This is a genomic window from Mesorhizobium sp. Arg314 (genome assembly GCF_053714275.1).
The window spans coordinates 211,861-227,765 of sequence record NZ_JBSKBP010000004.1; the positions used below are offsets into that span (position 1 = coordinate 211,861).

The 15,905-nt window shown below is 64.7% G+C and carries 19 protein-coding genes; 12 read left to right on the top strand and 7 right to left on the bottom strand.

The features are described 5' to 3' along the window. The first annotated feature begins 15 nt into the window (after positions 1-15). The 4 genes from ACWGS9_RS06690 to ACWGS9_RS06705 are packed head-to-tail and all read left to right on the top strand — an operon-like array spanning position 16 to position 3,732. The gene (locus ACWGS9_RS06690; protein WP_454504482.1) at positions 16-720 is read left to right on the top strand and encodes a DUF1956 domain-containing protein; all 705 of its coding nucleotides are present in this window, start codon (positions 16-18) and stop codon (positions 718-720) included. Beyond that, positions 717-1,670, top strand: a complete 954-nt coding sequence (locus ACWGS9_RS06695) for an HlyD family secretion protein (RefSeq protein ID WP_454504483.1) — start codon at positions 717-719, stop codon at positions 1,668-1,670. The genes ACWGS9_RS06690 and ACWGS9_RS06695 overlap by 4 nt, the downstream gene beginning before the upstream one ends. Continuing rightward, on the top strand, positions 1,667-2,587 hold the full coding sequence (locus ACWGS9_RS06700; RefSeq protein WP_454504484.1) for an ABC transporter ATP-binding protein: 921 nt from the start codon (positions 1,667-1,669) through the stop codon (positions 2,585-2,587). Before ACWGS9_RS06695 ends, ACWGS9_RS06700 begins: the two co-directional genes overlap by 4 nt. 8 nt (positions 2,588-2,595) lie before the next feature. Beyond that, a complete protein-coding gene (locus ACWGS9_RS06705; RefSeq protein WP_454504546.1) occupies positions 2,596-3,732 on the top strand; it encodes an ABC transporter permease in 1,137 nt (378 codons plus the stop codon). A 74-nt stretch (positions 3,733-3,806) separates the two neighbouring features. Here ACWGS9_RS06705 and ACWGS9_RS06710 read toward each other — a convergent pair whose 3' ends face one another. Both ACWGS9_RS06710 and ACWGS9_RS06715 read right to left on the bottom strand, forming a co-directional pair. Beyond that, positions 3,807-4,784 (bottom strand): threonine/serine dehydratase, encoded by a 978-nt coding sequence (locus tag ACWGS9_RS06710; protein WP_454504485.1) that lies wholly within the window; start codon positions 4,782-4,784, stop codon positions 3,807-3,809. A gap of 361 nt (positions 4,785-5,145) precedes the next feature. Next, positions 5,146-5,469: a hypothetical protein gene (locus tag ACWGS9_RS06715; RefSeq protein WP_454504486.1), complete on the bottom strand. Its 324-nt coding sequence runs from the start codon at positions 5,467-5,469 to the stop codon at positions 5,146-5,148. Positions 5,470-5,644: 175 nt separating this feature from the next. On the opposite strand from ACWGS9_RS06715, the gene mbfA reads away from it, so the two are divergent. Beyond that, a complete protein-coding gene (gene mbfA, locus ACWGS9_RS06720) occupies positions 5,645-6,628 on the top strand; it encodes an iron exporter MbfA (RefSeq protein ID WP_454504487.1) in 984 nt (327 codons plus the stop codon). A 162-nt stretch (positions 6,629-6,790) separates the two neighbouring features. On the opposite strand, the gene ACWGS9_RS06725 is transcribed toward mbfA, so the two are convergent. Further along, positions 6,791-7,135 (bottom strand): antibiotic biosynthesis monooxygenase family protein, encoded by a 345-nt coding sequence (locus ACWGS9_RS06725; RefSeq protein WP_454504488.1) that lies wholly within the window; start codon positions 7,133-7,135, stop codon positions 6,791-6,793. After that, positions 7,132-7,500, bottom strand: coding sequence for an NIPSNAP family protein (locus ACWGS9_RS06730; protein ID WP_454504489.1), 369 nt, complete (start codon positions 7,498-7,500; stop codon positions 7,132-7,134). Before ACWGS9_RS06730 ends, ACWGS9_RS06725 begins: the two co-directional genes overlap by 4 nt. A 170-nt stretch (positions 7,501-7,670) precedes the next feature. On the opposite strand from ACWGS9_RS06730, the gene ACWGS9_RS06735 reads away from it, so the two are divergent. Next, entirely contained in the window at positions 7,671-8,345 is a 675-nt protein-coding gene (locus ACWGS9_RS06735; RefSeq protein WP_454504490.1) for an ArsR/SmtB family transcription factor, read from the top strand. Between the two features lie 226 nt (positions 8,346-8,571). Here ACWGS9_RS06735 and ligD read toward each other — a convergent pair whose 3' ends face one another. Both ligD and ku read right to left on the bottom strand, forming a co-directional pair. Further along, positions 8,572-11,079, bottom strand: a complete 2,508-nt coding sequence (gene ligD, locus ACWGS9_RS06740) for a DNA ligase D (protein ID WP_454504491.1) — start codon at positions 11,077-11,079, stop codon at positions 8,572-8,574. A 12-nt stretch (positions 11,080-11,091) separates the two neighbouring features. Next, positions 11,092-11,958, bottom strand: coding sequence for a non-homologous end joining protein Ku (gene ku / locus ACWGS9_RS06745; protein WP_454504492.1), 867 nt, complete (start codon positions 11,956-11,958; stop codon positions 11,092-11,094). Between the two features lie 347 nt (positions 11,959-12,305). Between ku and ACWGS9_RS06750 the strand changes: the two genes are divergently transcribed. The 4 genes from ACWGS9_RS06750 (at position 12,306) to ACWGS9_RS06765 (ending at position 14,889) form a co-directional block, all read left to right on the top strand. Continuing rightward, positions 12,306-12,452: a hypothetical protein gene (locus tag ACWGS9_RS06750; protein ID WP_112128857.1), complete on the top strand. Its 147-nt coding sequence runs from the start codon at positions 12,306-12,308 to the stop codon at positions 12,450-12,452. A gap of 2 nt (positions 12,453-12,454) precedes the next feature. Further along, positions 12,455-12,580 carry a hypothetical protein gene (locus tag ACWGS9_RS06755; protein ID WP_454504493.1) on the top strand — a complete coding sequence of 42 codons (126 nt, stop codon included), beginning with the start codon at positions 12,455-12,457 and terminating at the stop codon, positions 12,578-12,580. A gap of 51 nt (positions 12,581-12,631) precedes the next feature. Then, positions 12,632-13,078, top strand: coding sequence for a thiol-disulfide oxidoreductase DCC family protein (locus tag ACWGS9_RS06760; RefSeq protein WP_454504494.1), 447 nt, complete (start codon positions 12,632-12,634; stop codon positions 13,076-13,078). Positions 13,079-13,152: 74 nt separating this feature from the next. After that, entirely contained in the window at positions 13,153-14,889 is a 1,737-nt protein-coding gene (locus ACWGS9_RS06765) for an SDR family oxidoreductase (RefSeq protein ID WP_454504495.1), read from the top strand. On the opposite strand, the gene ACWGS9_RS06770 is transcribed toward ACWGS9_RS06765, so the two are convergent. Continuing rightward, positions 14,838-15,299 (bottom strand): RidA family protein, encoded by a 462-nt coding sequence (locus tag ACWGS9_RS06770; protein WP_454504496.1) that lies wholly within the window; start codon positions 15,297-15,299, stop codon positions 14,838-14,840. The genes ACWGS9_RS06765 and ACWGS9_RS06770 overlap by 52 nt on opposite strands. Positions 15,300-15,434: 135 nt before the next feature. Here ACWGS9_RS06770 and ACWGS9_RS06775 point away from each other — a divergent pair, with 135 nt between their 5' ends. Beyond that, positions 15,435-15,566: a hypothetical protein gene (locus tag ACWGS9_RS06775; RefSeq protein WP_454504497.1), complete on the top strand. Its 132-nt coding sequence runs from the start codon at positions 15,435-15,437 to the stop codon at positions 15,564-15,566. Next, positions 15,538-15,903: a YciI family protein gene (locus ACWGS9_RS06780; protein WP_454504498.1), complete on the top strand. Its 366-nt coding sequence runs from the start codon at positions 15,538-15,540 to the stop codon at positions 15,901-15,903. The genes ACWGS9_RS06775 and ACWGS9_RS06780 overlap by 29 nt, the downstream gene beginning before the upstream one ends. Positions 15,904-15,905: the final 2 nt, after the last annotated feature.

Sequence of the window (15,905 nt, forward strand, 5' to 3'; positions counted from 1 at the left end):
GATTAAAGTTGAAAAATGAACAAGCAACCAGGAGTAAAAAGGCAGCAGCGCGAGGCCACCACCGCCGATCAAACGCGCGCGGCGCTGGTGCATGCGGCGCTCAAGCTGTTCGGGAGGCAAGGTTTCGACGGCACATCGACGCGCGAGATCGCGTCGGAGGCCAAGGCCAATATCGGCTCCATCGCCTATCATTTCGGCGGCAAGGAAGGCCTGCGCACTGCTGCCGCAGACCATATCGTCGACACCATACAGGGGATCGCCGGCGAGGCGCTGGGCGGCGCGCAGGCCGCAGCGCCCCTGGATCCGGAAGCAGCCCGGGCCCAGCTTTTCGCGGCACTTGAGCGGATGGTCGGCTTCGTCGTGGCCAGTCCACAGGCCGGCGAGATCGTACAATTCGTACTTCGCGAGCTGTCGCATCCGACCGCGGCGCTCGACCGCATCTATGCCGGCGTGTTCGAACCTACGCACCGGCGGCTGTGCCATATCTGGGAGCAGGCAACCGGCGAGCCGGCCGAGAGCGAGGCAACCCGGCTCACCGTTTTCACCATGATCGGCCAGGTCATCTATTTCCGCATCGGCCGCGAGGCAGTGATGCGCCGGATGGGCTGGCGCGAGATCGGCAATGTCGAGGCCGCCAAGGTGGTGGCGGTCACAACCGACAATCTCAGGGCAATGCTGGCAGCACGTAGACCGGCCGTCGGCAAGAAGGGCAAATCATGAGCTTTCTCTGTTCGCTGCCGCTCGCGGCCCAGCTGTTCGGCGCCTGCGCACCGGCCGCGCCTTTGGCCGTCGGCTTTGTCGAAGGCGAATATGTGCTGATGGCGCCGATCGAAGTGGCCCAGGTGGCGACGGTGACGGTCAGGCGCGGCGACCGCGTCGAAAGCGGCAAGGCGGTGGCGACGCTCGAGGATGCCGACGCCAAGATCGAGGTGGCGCAGGCGCAGGCCGCCCTTGCGCAGGCACAGGCGCAGCTTGCCGACCTGCAAGTCGGCAAGCGCCCCGAAGAAATCGCGGCGCTCAAGGCCGAGGTCGACATGGCAAAGGCCCAGGCCGCCGACGCCAAGCGCAAATATGACCGCGCGAGCGACCTCTATAAACGCGGCACCGGCACCCAGGCGGATTACGACACCGCCTCGGCCTCGCTGGAGACCGCCACGGCCCAGGTCGGCCAGGCGGAGGCCAACCTCGCCGTCGGCAATCTGCCGGCGCGGTCCGAGACCATCAAGGCCGCCGACAATCAGGTCAAGCAGGCGCGGTCGAGCCTGGAGCAGGCAGAATGGCGGCTGTCGAAGCGGGTGCTGACCGCGCCCTCGCCCGGCCGCGTCAGCGACGTCATCCGCAATCCCGGCGACACCGCCGGGCCGACCGCGCCGGTGATCTCGATGCTGCCGGACGGCGCCGTAAAGCTCAGCGTCTATGTGCCCGAAAGTGCGTTCTCGGCGGTCAAGGTCGGCAGTGAGCTCAACGTCCACTGCGACGGTTGCGGGACAGGACTGAAGGCACGCGTCAGCTACGTCTCGCCCGATCCCGAATTCACGCCGCCGGTGATCTACTCGCTCGAGAACCGGCAGAAGCTGGTCTATCTGGTCGAGGCGCGGCCGGACGGCAATGCGGGACCGCTGCAGCCCGGCCAGATCGTCGATGTCGATCTCGCGGATCTCGGGCAATGAACGCCATCGACGTTCGCGGCCTGGTCAAGCGCTTCGGCGACAAGACCGTCGTCGACCATGTGACGATGAAGGTCGCCGAAGGCGAGATTGTCGGCTTCCTCGGGCCGAACGGCTCGGGCAAGACGACGACCATTCGCATCATGTGCGGGCTTTTGACCCCGGACGAAGGCGACGGCACGGTGCTCGGCTTCGACATCCGCCGCGACGCGCTCAGGATCAAGCGCGAAGTCGGCTACATGACGCAGAAATTCTCCTTCTACGAGGATTTGACGATCGGCGAGAATCTCGAATTCGTGGCGCGGCTCTACCGGCTGAGGCCGGTCGAACAATATGTGGCGAGGACGCTGGAAGAACTCGGCCTGGCGAGCCGCCGCAGCCAGCTTGCCGGCACGCTTTCCGGCGGCTGGAAGCAGCGGCTGGCATTGGCCGCCTGCATCATGCACCAGCCGAAGCTGCTTTTGCTCGACGAGCCGACGGCCGGCGTCGATCCGAAGGCGCGGCGCGAGTTCTGGGACGAGATCCACCGGCTGGCCGCCGGCGGCCTGACCGTGCTCGTCTCCACCCATTACATGGACGAGGCCGAGCGCTGCCACCGCATCAGCTACATCTCCTACGGCAAGATGCTGGCCACCGGCACGGTGGACGAGGTGGTGAAGAATGCCGGGCTGACCACCTTCGTGCTGCAGGGGCCACGGCTCGACCAGGTGGCCGAGGCGTTGCAGGGCCGGCCCGGCGTCGACCAGGTGGCGCCGTTCGGCACGACCCTGCATGTCGTCGGTTCCGACAAGGCGGCGCTGGAAAAGGCGCTTGCCGATATCGAGAAGGAGCACAAGGGCGTGACTGTGACGCCGGGCGAGACCAGTCTTGAGGATGTGTTCATCCAGTTCATGTCCGGCTCGAAGGACAACATGGCATGAAAGATGGCATGAACGTGGTCTTCTCCTTCGCCAGGCTGGGCGCGCTGCTGATCAAGGAATTCATCCAGATGCGGCGTGACCGCATCACCTTCGCCATGATGCTCGGCGTGCCGCTGATCCAGCTGGTGCTGTTCGGCTATGCGATCAACAACGACCCGAAGAGCCTGCCGGCGGCACTTGTGGCGACCAGCAGCGATCCCTACACGCGGGCCATGGTCTCGGCGCTGCAGACCACCGGCTACTACCGCTTCGACCATGTGGCGCAAAGTGCCGAGGAGGCCGAGTTCCTGATGGCGCGCGGCGACGTCGCCTTCGTCGTCACCATCCCCGCCGATTTTGCCCGGCGGGTCGAGCGCGGCGATAACCCGCAGATCCTGATCGAGGCCGACGCCACCGATCCGGCGGTTGCCAGCGGCGCGATCTCGACGCTCAGCACCGTGGCCAGCCAGGCGCTGCTCAGGGCCCAGGGCACTGAGGAGACCGCCAAGGAAGCGGCGCGCGGCCAGCTCGATGTCGTCGTGCACCGGCGCTACAATCCCGAAGGCATCTCGCAATACAACATCGTGCCCGGCCTGCTCGGCGTCATCCTGCAGATGACGATGGTGATGATGACCTCGATCGCGCTGACGCGCGAGACCGAGCGCGGCACGATGGAAAACCTTCTGGCGATGCCGTCGAGCCCGCTGGAGATCATGATGGGCAAGGTGCTGCCCTATCTGGTGGTGGGCGCCGTGCAGGTGGTGGTGGTGCTGGCGGCGGCGAAGCTTCTGTTTGCCATTCCCTTCATGGGATCGCTGTCGCTGCTCCTATCGGCGGTGCTGGTGTTCGTGCTGGCGCTGGTGCTGCTCGGCTACACGATCTCGACGATCGCGCGCACGCAGATGCAGGCGCTGCAGCTCACCTTCTTCTTCTTCCTGCCCTCGATCATGCTGTCCGGCTTCATGTTCCCCTATCGCGGCATGCCGGGCTGGGCGCAGACCTTCGGCGAGATCTTCCCGCTGACGCATTTCCTGCGCATCACCCGCGCGGTCATGCTGAAGGGCGCGGAACTGCCGGCGGTGGCGGTGGAGATCGGCTGGCTGGTGGTGTTCGTGGCGCTGTTTGCCGGCGTGGCGCTGGTGCGGTTCCGGCGCACGCTGGATTGAGGCCTCGCAAGGAGGCCTAAGGGCAGAGGGGGGTGTGAAGGATCGCGGCGATTCCTGTGTGCGGGCCGCAGCGCTTACGCCGCTGCCATGATCCCGGCATAGGTGCTGAAATCGACATTGCCGCCGGACAGCACCACGGCAACGCATTTGCCGGCGAGGTCGATCTCGCCGGAGGCGAGCGCGGCAAGCGCGACGCAGCCACCGGGTTCGACCACCAGCTTGAGATGGGCCATTGCGTCGCGCATCGCCTGGGCGACCGCCTTGTCGGAGACGGCGATGGCGCCGGCGAGATTCTTGCGGTTGATCTCGAAGGTGATCAAGCCCGGCTCGGCGGTGAGGATCGCATCGCAGATCGAGCTGTAGCCGGGTTCGTTGGCGACCCTTTCGCCCTTGGCCAGCGAGCGGCGCGTATCGTCGAAATGTTCCGGCTCGACGGCCCAAACGGCGGTTTGCGGCGAGGCGTCCTTGACGGCAACGGAGATGCCGCTCGACAGGCCGCCGCCGCCGCACGGGATGACGACGGCATCGAGCGCCACGCCAAGGGCTTTCGCCTGCTTCATCAACTCCAGCCCGACCGTGCCCTGGCCGGCAATGATGGCCGGATCGTCGAAGGGCGGCACCAGCGCCATTCCCTGTTCGATATAGGGGCGGACGACCGTCATGCGGTCGTCCTTGAAACGGTCGAAAGGCACGACCTCGGCGCCCATCTTGCGGACATTGCCCACTTTAAGCGCCGGCGCGTCGGCCGGCATGGCGATAACCGCCTTGACGCCGAAGATCGCGGCCGAGGCCGCCACGCCTTGCGCATGGTTGCCGGATGAAAATGCAACGACGCCATGGCTGCGCTCTTCCGCGCTCAATGACGACAGCTTGTTGTAGGCGCCGCGGATCTTGAAGGAGCCGGTGCGCTGCAAAGTCTCCGGCTTGAACAGGATGCGGCCGCCATAGCGCTTGTTGAGCTCGGGCGATTCGATCAGCGGCGTTTCGACGACCAGGCCGGAAAGCCGCGCGGCGGCGGCGCGGATGTCGGAGATGCCGGGTAGGGTGAGCATGGCGGGCCTCGTTGACGGATGGTCTGCCTATGCTGCACGGAAATTGAGGCAACGCGCCAACGAAAAAATGTGATGGAGACAATGTTGGCGCATTATCCTCACCGCCGGCGCCGCCCCTCATCTGGCTGCCGCCATCTTCTCCCCGTGAACGGGGAGAAGGGCGCTGTCGCCGCTGCTTTCGCCAATCACCAACGTTGCAGGTAGCGAGCCAGCATTGCGGCCGGCTTCTTTCGCCCCGTTCACGGGGAGAAATGCCCGGCAGGGCAATGAGGGGCGGCGCCGACTATGGCGATTGGCGACGGCCCAGCCCTCCATCATGGATCCGGGCTTTCAGCTTTTCGTTCGCTACACGCTACATTCCTCACCCCAGCAGCGTCCTCGTCCGTTTGCTGCCGCCGAGCTTGCGCCAATTGTTGAAGCGGTGGGTGGCGGCGGCGAAGGATATCTTCATCTGCTGGGAAACCGTGTAGCGCGATTTGCCTTCGTCGAACATGCGGTAGCAGCACTCCGCACCTTCCTCGGTCAGCTTGCCGTCCGGCGTCTTGTTGTGCGGGTTGGCCGGGTCGAACTTTTCGAGCTGTTCTTCGACAAGGCCCTTCAGGCGCTGCAGGTCGGCCTCGATGCTGGCGATGAGATCGAGAATGGGTTTCGGGTCGAATGCGTGCGGTGGCTTCTTGTCCGTCATATCGGGCTTCCTTCAATTTCGGCTGTTGGCAGCTATATAAGCAAACATTCGGCAATAATGAAGAGGCAGGTTCCGCTGGATCACCCATTTGCGGACGCGGCCGGCGCCGTTCGCAATTGACGTCCGGCAGTCGAAATCGTAGTTTAGAACAATTCTAAACTAGAGTGATCCCATCATGCTTTCCCGTGTTTTCGGCTTCGGCCGCCGTTCGTTCGATTCCCTCTCGGAGCAGGAGATCCTGGCGCTGGCGATCTCCTCCGAGGAGGATGACGGTCGCATCTACCGCGCTTATGCCGACGGGCTGGCAGAAGACTTTCCGCAATCGGCCAAGGTGTTCGAGGCGATGGCCGAGGAGGAGGACGTCCATCGCGATTCCCTCATCGAGCTTTACCGCAAGCGCTTCGGCGAGCGCATTCCGCTGATCCGCCGCGAGCATGTGAGGGACTATTACGAGCGCAAGCCCGACTGGCTGGTGAAGCCGCTCGGCATCGAGCATGTCAGGCGTCAGGCCGAAGCGATGGAGCAGCAGGCCTATCGCTTCTATGTCGAGGCGGCCAAACGCACCACCGATGCCTCGACGCGCAAGCTGCTCGACGACCTCGCCGTGGCCGAACAGGGCCATGAAAGCTCGGCGCATCAACTGGAACAGGAGCACGTCCCCGGCGAGATCAAGATCGAGGAAGCGAGCGCCGAACAGCGCCAGTTCATCCTCACCTATGTGCAGCCGGGGCTGGCCGGGCTGATGGACGGATCGGTGTCGACGCTGGCGCCGATCTTCGCCGCCGCCTTCGCCACGCACGATACCTGGCAGACGCTGCTGGTTGGCCTCGCCGCCTCGATCGGCGCCGGCATATCGATGGGCTTTACCGAGGTCGCCTCCGATGACGGCAAGCTGTCGGGCCGCGGCTCGCCGATCAAGCGCGGATTGACGGTCGGGCTGATGACGTCATTGGGAGGGCTCGGCCACGCGCTGCCCTATCTCATTCCCCATTTCTGGACTGCCACGGCGGTCGCGGCCGTGGTGGTGTTCTTCGAGCTCTGGGCGATCGCTTTCGTCCAGAACCGCTACATGCAGACGCCGTTCTGGCGCGCCGCCTTCCAGGTGGTGCTGGGCGGCGCGCTGGTGTTCGGAGCCGGCGTGCTGATCGGGAATGCGTAGTTTTTCCTTCCCCCCTTGTGGGGGAAGGTGTCGCCGAAGGCGACGGATGAGGGGTGCTCCAGGGAAAGCCAGCGTCTCACCCCGCTGGAGCACCCCTCATCCGTCTCGGCGCTTACGCGCCGATCCACCTTCTCCCACAAGGGGAGAAGGGAGAGCCGCGCTTCACCCGTTGACGATGCGACTATCCGCCGGTGCCTCGGCCCTTTCCGTCAACCCGTAGTCGCGCACGACATGGGCGATGCGCAGACGGTAGCCGGCAAAGATGCCGCCCCGTCCCGCCTTCTGTGCCTGCCGGTGCTCCTCGGTGTTGCGCCAGGCTTTCACCGCATCCTCGTCGCGCCAGAAGGACAGCGACAGCACCCGCTTGGGATCGGCAAGGCTCTGGAAGCGCTCGATCGAGATGAAGCCGTCTATGCCGTCGAGCAGCGGCCTAAGCTCGGCGGCGATGCCTAGATAGGCATCGCGCTTTCCGTCCGCCGGCTCCACTTCGAAGATGACCGCGATCATGCTTCTATCCCTTCGCTCACCGTCACGTCGGTCTTGAAAATCTGTCTTGGACCGTGCGGCCCCGACACCAGCTTCAGGAAGGCGCGGTCTTCCTTGAGGATGAATTTCTCGCGCCGCGCGAACTCGTAATTTGCCTTGGCCGCGGGGTCGGCGGCAAGCCGCGCGCGATAGGCTTCATAGGCCGCGAGGCTCTCGATGTTGTAGGCGGCATAGGCCGTGGTGGCCGAGCCTTCATGCGGCGCGAAATAACCGATGAGCTCGGCGCCGCAGCGCGGAATGGCTTGGCCCCAGGCCCGCGCATATTGTTCGAAGGCCGCCTTGCCGAACGGATCGATCTCGTAGCGGATGAAGCAGGTGATGGTCATGTCGGTCTCCTCGTCGGTTGGCTTTTGGACGGCGATGCTTCGACCGCGGTCGAAGCATCGCTTATGCCGGTGTGTTAGGCATTCTCCTGTCAGGAGGGTTTGCCTGGGCTGCTTGAGCTCGCCGCAGAATAGTGCTTCCCTGACGGGAATGCTTCGATAGGGATCGAACCATGCGTGAAGGACCGGACATCGCCCGCATCGCCAGCCTGGTTGGCGACCCGGCCCGCGCGAATATGCTGAACGCGCTGATGGGCGGCTCGGCGCTGACCGCGTCGGAACTGGCGCTGGAAGCCGGCGTATCGCTGCCCACCGCTTCCTCGCATCTGTCGAAGCTGATGGATGGCGGGTTGCTGACTTTGGCGAGCCAGGGCAGGCATCGCTATTACGGCCTCGCCAGCGCGCAGGTGGCCGGCATGATCGAAGCGATCATCGGCGTTGCCGAGGCGGTCGGCCCGAAGCGGGTGCGGCCCGGCCCGCGCGATGCGGCCATGCGCGTGGCGCGGGTCTGCTACGATCACCTCGCCGGCGAACAGGCGGTGGCGATGCTCGACCGGCTCTTCGACAAAAAAATTTTGCTGCGCGAGGACAGCGAGATCAGGCTCTCGTCATCCGGTGCCTCGCATTTTTCGGCGCTCGGCATCGATATCCATGCCAAGGCCAGGCGGCCGGTGTGCCGCGCCTGCCTCGACTGGAGCGTGCGGCGCTCGCATCTCGCCGGCACGCTAGGCGCGGCCATCCTCGACAAGATCATCGCCGAGAAATGGGCGCGGCGCGAAAAGGACAGCCGCGCCGTAGTGTTCTCGCCGAAAGGCAGGCAGGCGTTCGAGAGGGTGTTTCTGGCGTGAGATTTCGACGGCGATAACATGCAACGTCGGCGGGACAGCACCCCCCTCTGCCCTGCCGGGCATCTCCCCCGCAAGGGGGGAGATTGGCAGTTCTGGCGCTCCGCCATTCTCCCAACGTTGGAGATTGGCGAAACCGGCTGAGCGTTCAATCTCCCCCCTTGCGGGGGAGATGGCCGGCAGGCCAGAGGGGGGTGTGAAGGATCACGGCGTGGCCTTCCACACAGGCTCACCCCCGCTCCAGCACCTTGCCCAGTTTGAAGAACTCCGCCCACGGATCGGCCTTCTTCAACTCTTTCAGCGTCGTCTCGTCGCCAAGCGGGAAGGCATTGGGCGCGAGACCCTTTTCGAGTTCCGGCCAGGTCACCGGCATCGATACCGTCGCACCCTTCTTGGCGCGCGATGAGTATGGCGCGACCGTGGTCGAGCCGCGGCCGTTGCGCAGATAGTCGACGAAGATCTTGCCGGTGCGCGCCTTCTTCGACAGCGTCGCCGTGTAGCGGTCGGGCGCCGCCTGCTCCAGCGCACGGGCGAAATCATGGGCGAAGTCCTTGACCGCGTCCCACCCCGCCGCCGGTTTCAGCGGCACCAGCACGTGATAGCCCTTGCCGCCGGAGGTCTTGACCAGGTTGGGCAGCGACAGCGCGTCGAGCTGTTTGCGGATGTCGAGCGCGGCCTCGCGCACCCGGCTGACCTCGACGCCTTCGTCCGGATCGAGATCGAAGATGATCTGGTCCGGCTTTTCCAATTCATCGATGGTGCAGCCCCATATATGGACCTCGACCACGCCGTACTGGACAAGTGCCGCAAGCCCGTCGAAATCCTTGATGAACAGGATCTCCTCGCCGTCGCCCGGATCCTTCATCCTGGCGATCTTGTCGCTCATGCCGGGCGAGGCGTGTTTCTGGAAGAAGCGCTGGCCGTGGATGCCGTCCGGCGCGCGCACCAGGCTCAGCGGCCGGTTGACGACGAATTGCTCCATGCGCGGCCAGACCAGCGCGTAGTGATCGAGCAGGTCCTGCTTGGAGACCTTCTCGTCGGGCCACAGCAGCTTGTCGGGGTGCGAGAGCTTTATCGAGGTTCTTGCCGCGCCAGTCGAGCTTTTCGGCGCGGTCTTGGCGCCCGACTTTGCGTCGGTCTCGGCCTTGGACTTCTTCGGCTGTTCCTGCACGACTTCCTCCGCCGGCTTGTCCTCGCGCAATCCCTGGAACGAGGCATGGCGGATTATACGGTCGGATGTCCAGCTGCGGAACTCCACCTCGCCGACAAGTTCCGGTTTGACCCAGATAAGGCCTTTGCCCGTCGGCACCGCGGCCGAGAAGGGCGATACCTTTGCCTCGAGCCCGTCGAGCTTCTTCTTGAGATCCGCTGACACCTTGCCGGAGAAGCCGGTGCCGACGCGGCCGGCATAGTGCAGCTTGCCGCCTTCGTTGTAGCCGACCAGCAGCGAGCGCAGGCCGCGTCCTGTCTTGTCCGATGGCAGATAGCCGCCAATGACGAATTCCTGGCGCAGCGTGCATTTCGACTTGATCCAGGCTAGTCCCCGCCCGCTGCGGTAAGGCGCGTCGGCGCGCTTCGACACCACGCCTTCCAGGCCCATGCGACAGACATGCTGCAGCATCACCTTGCCCGGTTCATGGAAATGGTCGCTGAAGCGCAGCGACGAATTTTCGGGCTGCTCGCCGAGCAGCTCGGCCAGCGCCTGCTTGCGCTCGACCAGCGGCTCGCCGCGCAAATCCTCGCCATCGAGGCGCATCAGGTCGAACACATAATAGACGAAGCGGTCGGCGCGGCGGGCCGACAGGTCCGCCTGCAGCAAGGGGAAGGATGAGACGCCGCTGTCGGCCAAAACCACGATCTCGCCGTCAATGATGGCATCGCGGCATTTCAGCCCCGCCAGCGCCGCGGTGACCGGCCCGTCGAATTTTCCGGTCCAGTCGAGGCCGGCGCGGGTCAGCAGCCTGACCTCGCTGCCTGCGATCTGCGCCTGCAACCGGTAACCGTCGAATTTTACTTCGTGCAACCAATCGTCGCCGGCAGGCGCGTCCTTTTCCAATGTCGCCAGCTGCGGCTCGATGAAGTCGAGACGCTTGCCATGCCCGGCCTTGGCCCTGCCGCCGGCCGGCTTGTTCGATTGCCAGACCTTCGGTCTCTCGCCCTTGGCGGCCTTGCCTTCGCCGACTTCCTCGATGGTCAGGCCCGACTTCACCGATTTCGGCTGTTCCTTAAGAACATCCTCGCCGGGCCGGGCGGCGGCATCGTCTGACTTGATCAGCAGCCAGTTGTCGCGCTTTTCGCCGGGGCGAGGCCTCAACCTCACCAGATGCCAGCGGCCATTGAGCTTGCGGCCTTCGAGCTCGAAGTCGATATGGCCCTTTTTCATCGCCTGGGCCGGACCGCCGTCAGGGATCCATCTGCCTTCGTCCCAGACGATCACCGAGCCGCCGCCATACTGGCCCTTCGGAATGGTGCCTTCGAAGGAGGCGTAGTCGATCGGATGATCCTCGACATGCACGGCCAGCCGCTTCTCATGCGGATCGAGGCTCGGGCCGCGCGTCACCGCCCAGCTCCACAGCACGCCGTCATGCTCCAGCCGGAAATCATAGTGAAGGCGCGTCGCGGCGTGCTTCTGGACGACGAAGAGGCCGCCTGCCTCCTTGCCGCGAGCTACTTTGCCGGCCGGCTCGGCGGTTTTCTTGAAATCGCGCTTGGCGTGATACTGTTCGAGGCTCGCCACGGTTCCGCCCTCCTAGGCCGACTTGCGCTTCGGCGCGGAAGCCTTGCTTTTCGCGCGCCCCGCCGGCGCCTTGGCCGAGGATTTGCCGGCTTTGCCACCGCCGTCGGGATTCAGGCTCTTCTTCAGCGCGTCGAACAAATTGACGACATTGGACGGCCTCGGCGGCGCCTTGGCCTTCGGCGCCTTCTTGCCGGCCTTCTTGGCGCGGATGAGTTCGAGCAGCGCATCCTCATAGCGATCGTCGAATTTCGACGGATCGAACTTCGCCTTCTTCTTGTCGATGATGTGCTGGGCCAGGTCGATCATCTCGTCGTCGGTCTTCGCCGCCTTGATGTCGTCGAAGACCGTGCCCGGCTGGCGCACCGTATTGTCGTAGCGCAGCGTGGTCAGCACCATGCCCTTGCCGAGCGGCTCGATCACCACCGGGCGTTCGCGTTGATAGAGCACGAGGCGGGCAAGGCCGGCCATCTTCCTGGCCGCCATCGCGTCGCGGATGACGGCGAAAGCCTCTTCGGAGACCTTGTCCGCCGGTGCCACGTAATAGGGCGTGTCGAGATAGATCTGCTCGATCGAGGATTTCTCGACGAAGCCGTCGAGGCTCATCGTATGCGAGGACTCGATCTGCACCGCCTCGATCTCCTCCTCCTCGATATGGATGAAGTCGCCGTCGTCGACCTCATAGCCCTTGATCTCGTCGCCCTCGTCCAGCGGCTTGCCGGTTTCGGCATCGACATAGATGCGTTTGACGGTATTGCCAGTCTTGCGGTTGAGGATGCGGAACGAGACTTTTTCGGCATGGGTGACGACATTGGTCAACTCGATGGCGCAGGTGACCAGCGACAGCTTCAGATAGCCCTTCCAGGCGGGGCGCGGCGCCATGGCAAAACTCCCTTGCGTGCACAGACCGGTTTTCAACGCAACGGGCGTGGCCCTCAGGCGGTTCCTGCCGTTTGTCCGGCGAGCAAGGAAATTTCCCGTCGGCGGCCGATCGTGAAACAGAAGCGCGCCCAAGCGACATCGGAACGAAACATATGTGATGCAAAAGTCACACGAGCCGAAATCGCGACAAAAGGCGTGGAAAGACCGCGAATCAGCCGCAATCCGGCCACGATGCAACGACTTTCGGACCAGAAATTAACATCACGTTCACCGACTATTCACGCCTCGACGCTATGCTCTCGAACAATTCGGACGGGACATCCGAAAGCGGGACAGGGACAGGTAAAATGAACTTCTGGAACCACATCACCGGCTACGCCGCCGCCATTCGCGAATTCGTCGCGCCGACCTACCGGCCGGAGCGCTATTACATGCGCGGCCCGGGCCCGGCCTGCGCGCGCCGCGGCAACTCGCTCGGCGTCAGCGCGAACTGATCATGACCCGCGAACGAGGCCACCACAGCCGCATCTGCAGGCCGGCCGCCGACCAGCGCGCCACGACCTATCGCGCCGAGCGCCTTGCGCTTGCCGCCAACTGGCGTGCGACAACGCCGCGACTTTGACGCCGCCGCCGGCTGGCTTAGTGTCTTAAGGCACAAGCAGCCGGGGCCGCCATGACCGACCTGCCCGAACGTCCCAACTTCCCGCGCCAGACCTATGACGCTCGCCAGCCGCTGATCGTCTTCGACGGCGTCTGCGTGTTCTGCTCAGGCTTCGTCCAGCTCATCCTCAAGCTCGACCGGAAAAAACGCTTCCGCTTCGCCACGGCGCAGTCGCCCCTCGGCGAGGCGCTGTTTCACCAGCACGGCCTGGCGACCGACAATTACGACACCAACCTCGCCATCATCGACGGCGCGGCCTTCACGCGCCTCGACAGCTTCATCGCGGTCATGGCAGCGCTCGGCTGGCCATGGCGTGCGGCGAAGGCGCTGCTCATCCTGCCCCGGCCGCTGCGCGACTGGGTCTACGACCGTGTCGCCAAGAACCGCTATGCGCTGTTCGGCCGGAAGGACAGTTGCGACATCCCGTCCGCCGACCTGCGGCAGCGGTTGGTCGGCTAAATGCATGTCGCCCAAAAAGTGCGCCGCGGTTTTGGGTCAACGACATGCATAAGACGGAAGGTGCGGAGGTTTAGATGAAGCTTCTGATCGTCGGCGGCTACGGCACCTTCGGCGGACGCATCGTGCAGTTGTTGGAGAATGAGCCGCGCCTCGGGCTGCTCGTCGCCGGCCGGTCGCTCGCCAAAGCCGAGGCCTATTGCAAAGCACGAGGCGGCACCAAGGCCGGGCTCGTTCCGCTGATGTTCGACCGCGCCGGCGACCTTGGCACGCAACTTGCTGGCCTGCTGCCCGATATCGTCATCGACGCCAGCGGTCCGTTCCAGGCCTATGGCGAGGGGCGCTACCGGCTGGTCGAGGCCTGCATAGACGCTCGCATCCATTATCTCGATTTGGCTGACGGCTCCGAATTCGTCGCTGGCGTTGCCGGCTTCGATGCGGCTGCCAAGGCGGCCGGTGTCACTGTGCTATCCGGCGTGTCCAGCTTTCCGGTGCTGACGGCGGCGGTGGTGCGGTGCCTGTCGTCCGGTCTGGCGCGCGTCGACAGCATTCGCGGCGGCATCGCGCCCTCGCCCTTCGCCGGCGTCGGCGAGAACGTCATCCGCGCCATTGCAAGCTATGCCGGCCAGGCGGTGCGGCTGGTGCGGGACGGCAGGCCGGCGGAAGGTTATCCGCTCACCGAGCAGATGCGCTATACGATCGCGCCGCCCGGACGCGTACCTGTGCGCAACACCTTGTTCTCGCTGGTCGACGTGCCGGACCTGGGCGCACTGCAGGCGCTGTGGCCGCAAGCCAGCACGATCTGGATGGGCGCCGGCCCGGTGCCGGAGGTGCTGCATAGGGCACTGATCGGGCTGGCCCGGCTGGTCCGCGCCGGCCTCGTCCGTTCGCTCTCGCCGCTGGCGCCGCTGATGCATTGGGCAACCAACAGGCTGTCATGGGGCGAACATCGCGGCGGCATGTTCGTCGAAGTCGAAGGCGCGGACGCAGCCGGCATGCCGGCCAGGCGGTCCTGGCACCTCTTGGCCGAGGGCGATGACGGGCCGCTGATCCCCTCCATGGCGGTCGCGGCGATCATCGGCAAGGCACTCGACGGCCGCATGCCCATGCCGGGCGCCCGAGCGGCGGTGCGCGACGTCGAGCTAGGGGACTACGAAACGCTTTTTGCCGGCAAGACGATCCACACCGGTTTCAGGGACGATACCGAGGAGGCCAAGAGGCTCTATCCCGAGCTGCTCGGTGAAGCCTGGAAAAGCCTTCCGCATGAAATCCGGGCCATGCATGAGGGAGCGGCAATGGCGGAAGGCCGCGCCGGCGTCGAACGTGGCAGCGGCATCTTTAGCCGGCTTGCGGCGTGGTTGATCGGTTTCCCCGCCGCCGGCACGGATGTCCCGGTCAGGGTCCGTTTCGACATCGGCAGGGACGGCGAGACCTGGACGCGGACTTTCGGAACGCACAGCTTTTCGAGCCGGCAATTTGCCGGGGGAGGCCGCTCGCAGCGGATGCTGTGCGAACGCTTCGGGCCGCTCACCTTCGCCATGGCGCTGGTCCTCGACGATAACCGGCTCCGGCTCGTGCCGCGCCGCTGGAGCTTTCTCGGCCTGCCGCTGCCGATGTGGCTTTGCCCGCGCTCGAACGCATACGAAACCGTCGAGGACGGGCGCTTCCGCTTCCATGTGGAGATCTCGCACCCGGTCGTCGGGCCGATCGTGCGCTATCGCGGCTGGCTGGTGCCCGCGCAGGCGGTTTTCGGCCGCGAACCTCAATCCGGCAGCGCCGCGACCGCGACGATTTCGATGACGATATCGGCTTGAGCAAGGGCTGCGACCCCGATCACCTCCGAGGGCGGCGGGTTGTTGTAGCTGCAATGCTTGGGGCAATGCTCGGCAAAGAACTCGTCCAGCACGTCCAGGCGAAAATTGGGCGAACCGAGAACGCCGCCATCGGGAAATGGCCCCCTGACAAAGAAGGTCAATCGGATGAGATGTTCGAGACCGCTGCCGAGTTCCTCCAGATCCGATTTGATGTTGCCGAGCACCGCGCGCCATTGCCCCGCCGCATCGCCGGCAAAGCCACCGCCCTTGTTGCCCATTGGATCGTAGTCGTCCGATGTCGCCGTGTTTCCGCACAGGTAGACGGTGCCCTTCGCTCCGCTGACGACCGTGCCTTTTCCCCATGGCATCAGCCGGCCGTTCTTGAATTTCTTGTGGGTCACGAGTTCCATTTTCTTCTCCCTTCTCGCGCGCGATGGGCCCGACCCGCGAGAAAAGGATAGGGCTGCGAGCTACGGCTGCCAGTATTCAAGCATTCCAGCGATCGGACTGGTCGCCTGGAATCCTGGTCCTTGCGGAATCTCGTGATGAAGACGAAAGATTTTTCGCTGCGCCTGTCGAAATCGGTCGATGCCACACGACATAGGTCGGCACGCGACGATGCGGCCTTCAAGAAAACGGGAGAAGACCATGCGATACATGCTTTTGATCTACAATGACGAAGCCGCGATGGCGAATGCTCCGAAAGAGCAGACCCAGCAGGTCCTCGCTGCCTACGGCGCCTACACCGAGGCGCTGCACAAATCCGGCGTGTGGCTGGCCGGCGACAGGCTGCGCCCGACTCAAGCGACCACCTCGGTGAGGATGGCCGGCGGAAAGACCAATGTGCTCGACGGCCCCTATGCCGACACCAAGGAGCAACTGGCCGGCTTTTACATGATCGAGGTAGCCGACATCGACGCCGCCATCGAATGGGCGGCGCGCTGCCCCGCCGCCAGCAGCGGCACGGTCGAGGTGCGGCCGATCTGGGAGATGGCCGAGTACATAGCCGCGTAGCG

What these genes read in the sequence shown, in the direction of transcription:
- ACWGS9_RS06690 (WP_454504482.1), top strand. Translation starts at nt 16, where the DNA reads ATGAACAAGCAACCAGGAGTAAAAAGGCAGCAGCGCGAGGCCACCACC.
- ACWGS9_RS06695 (WP_454504483.1), top strand. Translation starts at nt 717, where the DNA reads ATGAGCTTTCTCTGTTCGCTGCCGCTCGCGGCCCAGCTGTTCGGCGCC.
- ACWGS9_RS06700 (WP_454504484.1), top strand. Translation starts at nt 1,667, where the DNA reads ATGAACGCCATCGACGTTCGCGGCCTGGTCAAGCGCTTCGGCGACAAG.
- ACWGS9_RS06705 (WP_454504546.1), top strand. Translation starts at nt 2,596, where the DNA reads ATGAACGTGGTCTTCTCCTTCGCCAGGCTGGGCGCGCTGCTGATCAAG.
- ACWGS9_RS06710 (WP_454504485.1), bottom strand. Translation starts at nt 4,784, where the DNA reads ATGCTCACCCTACCCGGCATCTCCGACATCCGCGCCGCCGCCGCGCGG.
- ACWGS9_RS06715 (WP_454504486.1), bottom strand. Translation starts at nt 5,469, where the DNA reads ATGACGGACAAGAAGCCACCGCACGCATTCGACCCGAAACCCATTCTC.
- mbfA (WP_454504487.1), top strand. Translation starts at nt 5,645, where the DNA reads ATGCTTTCCCGTGTTTTCGGCTTCGGCCGCCGTTCGTTCGATTCCCTC.
- ACWGS9_RS06725 (WP_454504488.1), bottom strand. Translation starts at nt 7,135, where the DNA reads ATGATCGCGGTCATCTTCGAAGTGGAGCCGGCGGACGGAAAGCGCGAT.
- ACWGS9_RS06730 (WP_454504489.1), bottom strand. Translation starts at nt 7,500, where the DNA reads ATGACCATCACCTGCTTCATCCGCTACGAGATCGATCCGTTCGGCAAG.
- ACWGS9_RS06735 (WP_454504490.1), top strand. Translation starts at nt 7,671, where the DNA reads ATGCGTGAAGGACCGGACATCGCCCGCATCGCCAGCCTGGTTGGCGAC.
- ku (WP_454504492.1), bottom strand. Translation starts at nt 11,958, where the DNA reads ATGGCGCCGCGCCCCGCCTGGAAGGGCTATCTGAAGCTGTCGCTGGTC.
- ACWGS9_RS06750 (WP_112128857.1), top strand. Translation starts at nt 12,306, where the DNA reads ATGAACTTCTGGAACCACATCACCGGCTACGCCGCCGCCATTCGCGAA.
- ACWGS9_RS06755 (WP_454504493.1), top strand. Translation starts at nt 12,455, where the DNA reads ATGACCCGCGAACGAGGCCACCACAGCCGCATCTGCAGGCCGGCCGCC.
- ACWGS9_RS06760 (WP_454504494.1), top strand. Translation starts at nt 12,632, where the DNA reads ATGACCGACCTGCCCGAACGTCCCAACTTCCCGCGCCAGACCTATGAC.
- ACWGS9_RS06765 (WP_454504495.1), top strand. Translation starts at nt 13,153, where the DNA reads ATGAAGCTTCTGATCGTCGGCGGCTACGGCACCTTCGGCGGACGCATC.
- ACWGS9_RS06770 (WP_454504496.1), bottom strand. Translation starts at nt 15,299, where the DNA reads ATGGAACTCGTGACCCACAAGAAATTCAAGAACGGCCGGCTGATGCCA.
- ACWGS9_RS06775 (WP_454504497.1), top strand. Translation starts at nt 15,435, where the DNA reads ATGAAGACGAAAGATTTTTCGCTGCGCCTGTCGAAATCGGTCGATGCC.
- ACWGS9_RS06780 (WP_454504498.1), top strand. Translation starts at nt 15,538, where the DNA reads ATGCGATACATGCTTTTGATCTACAATGACGAAGCCGCGATGGCGAAT.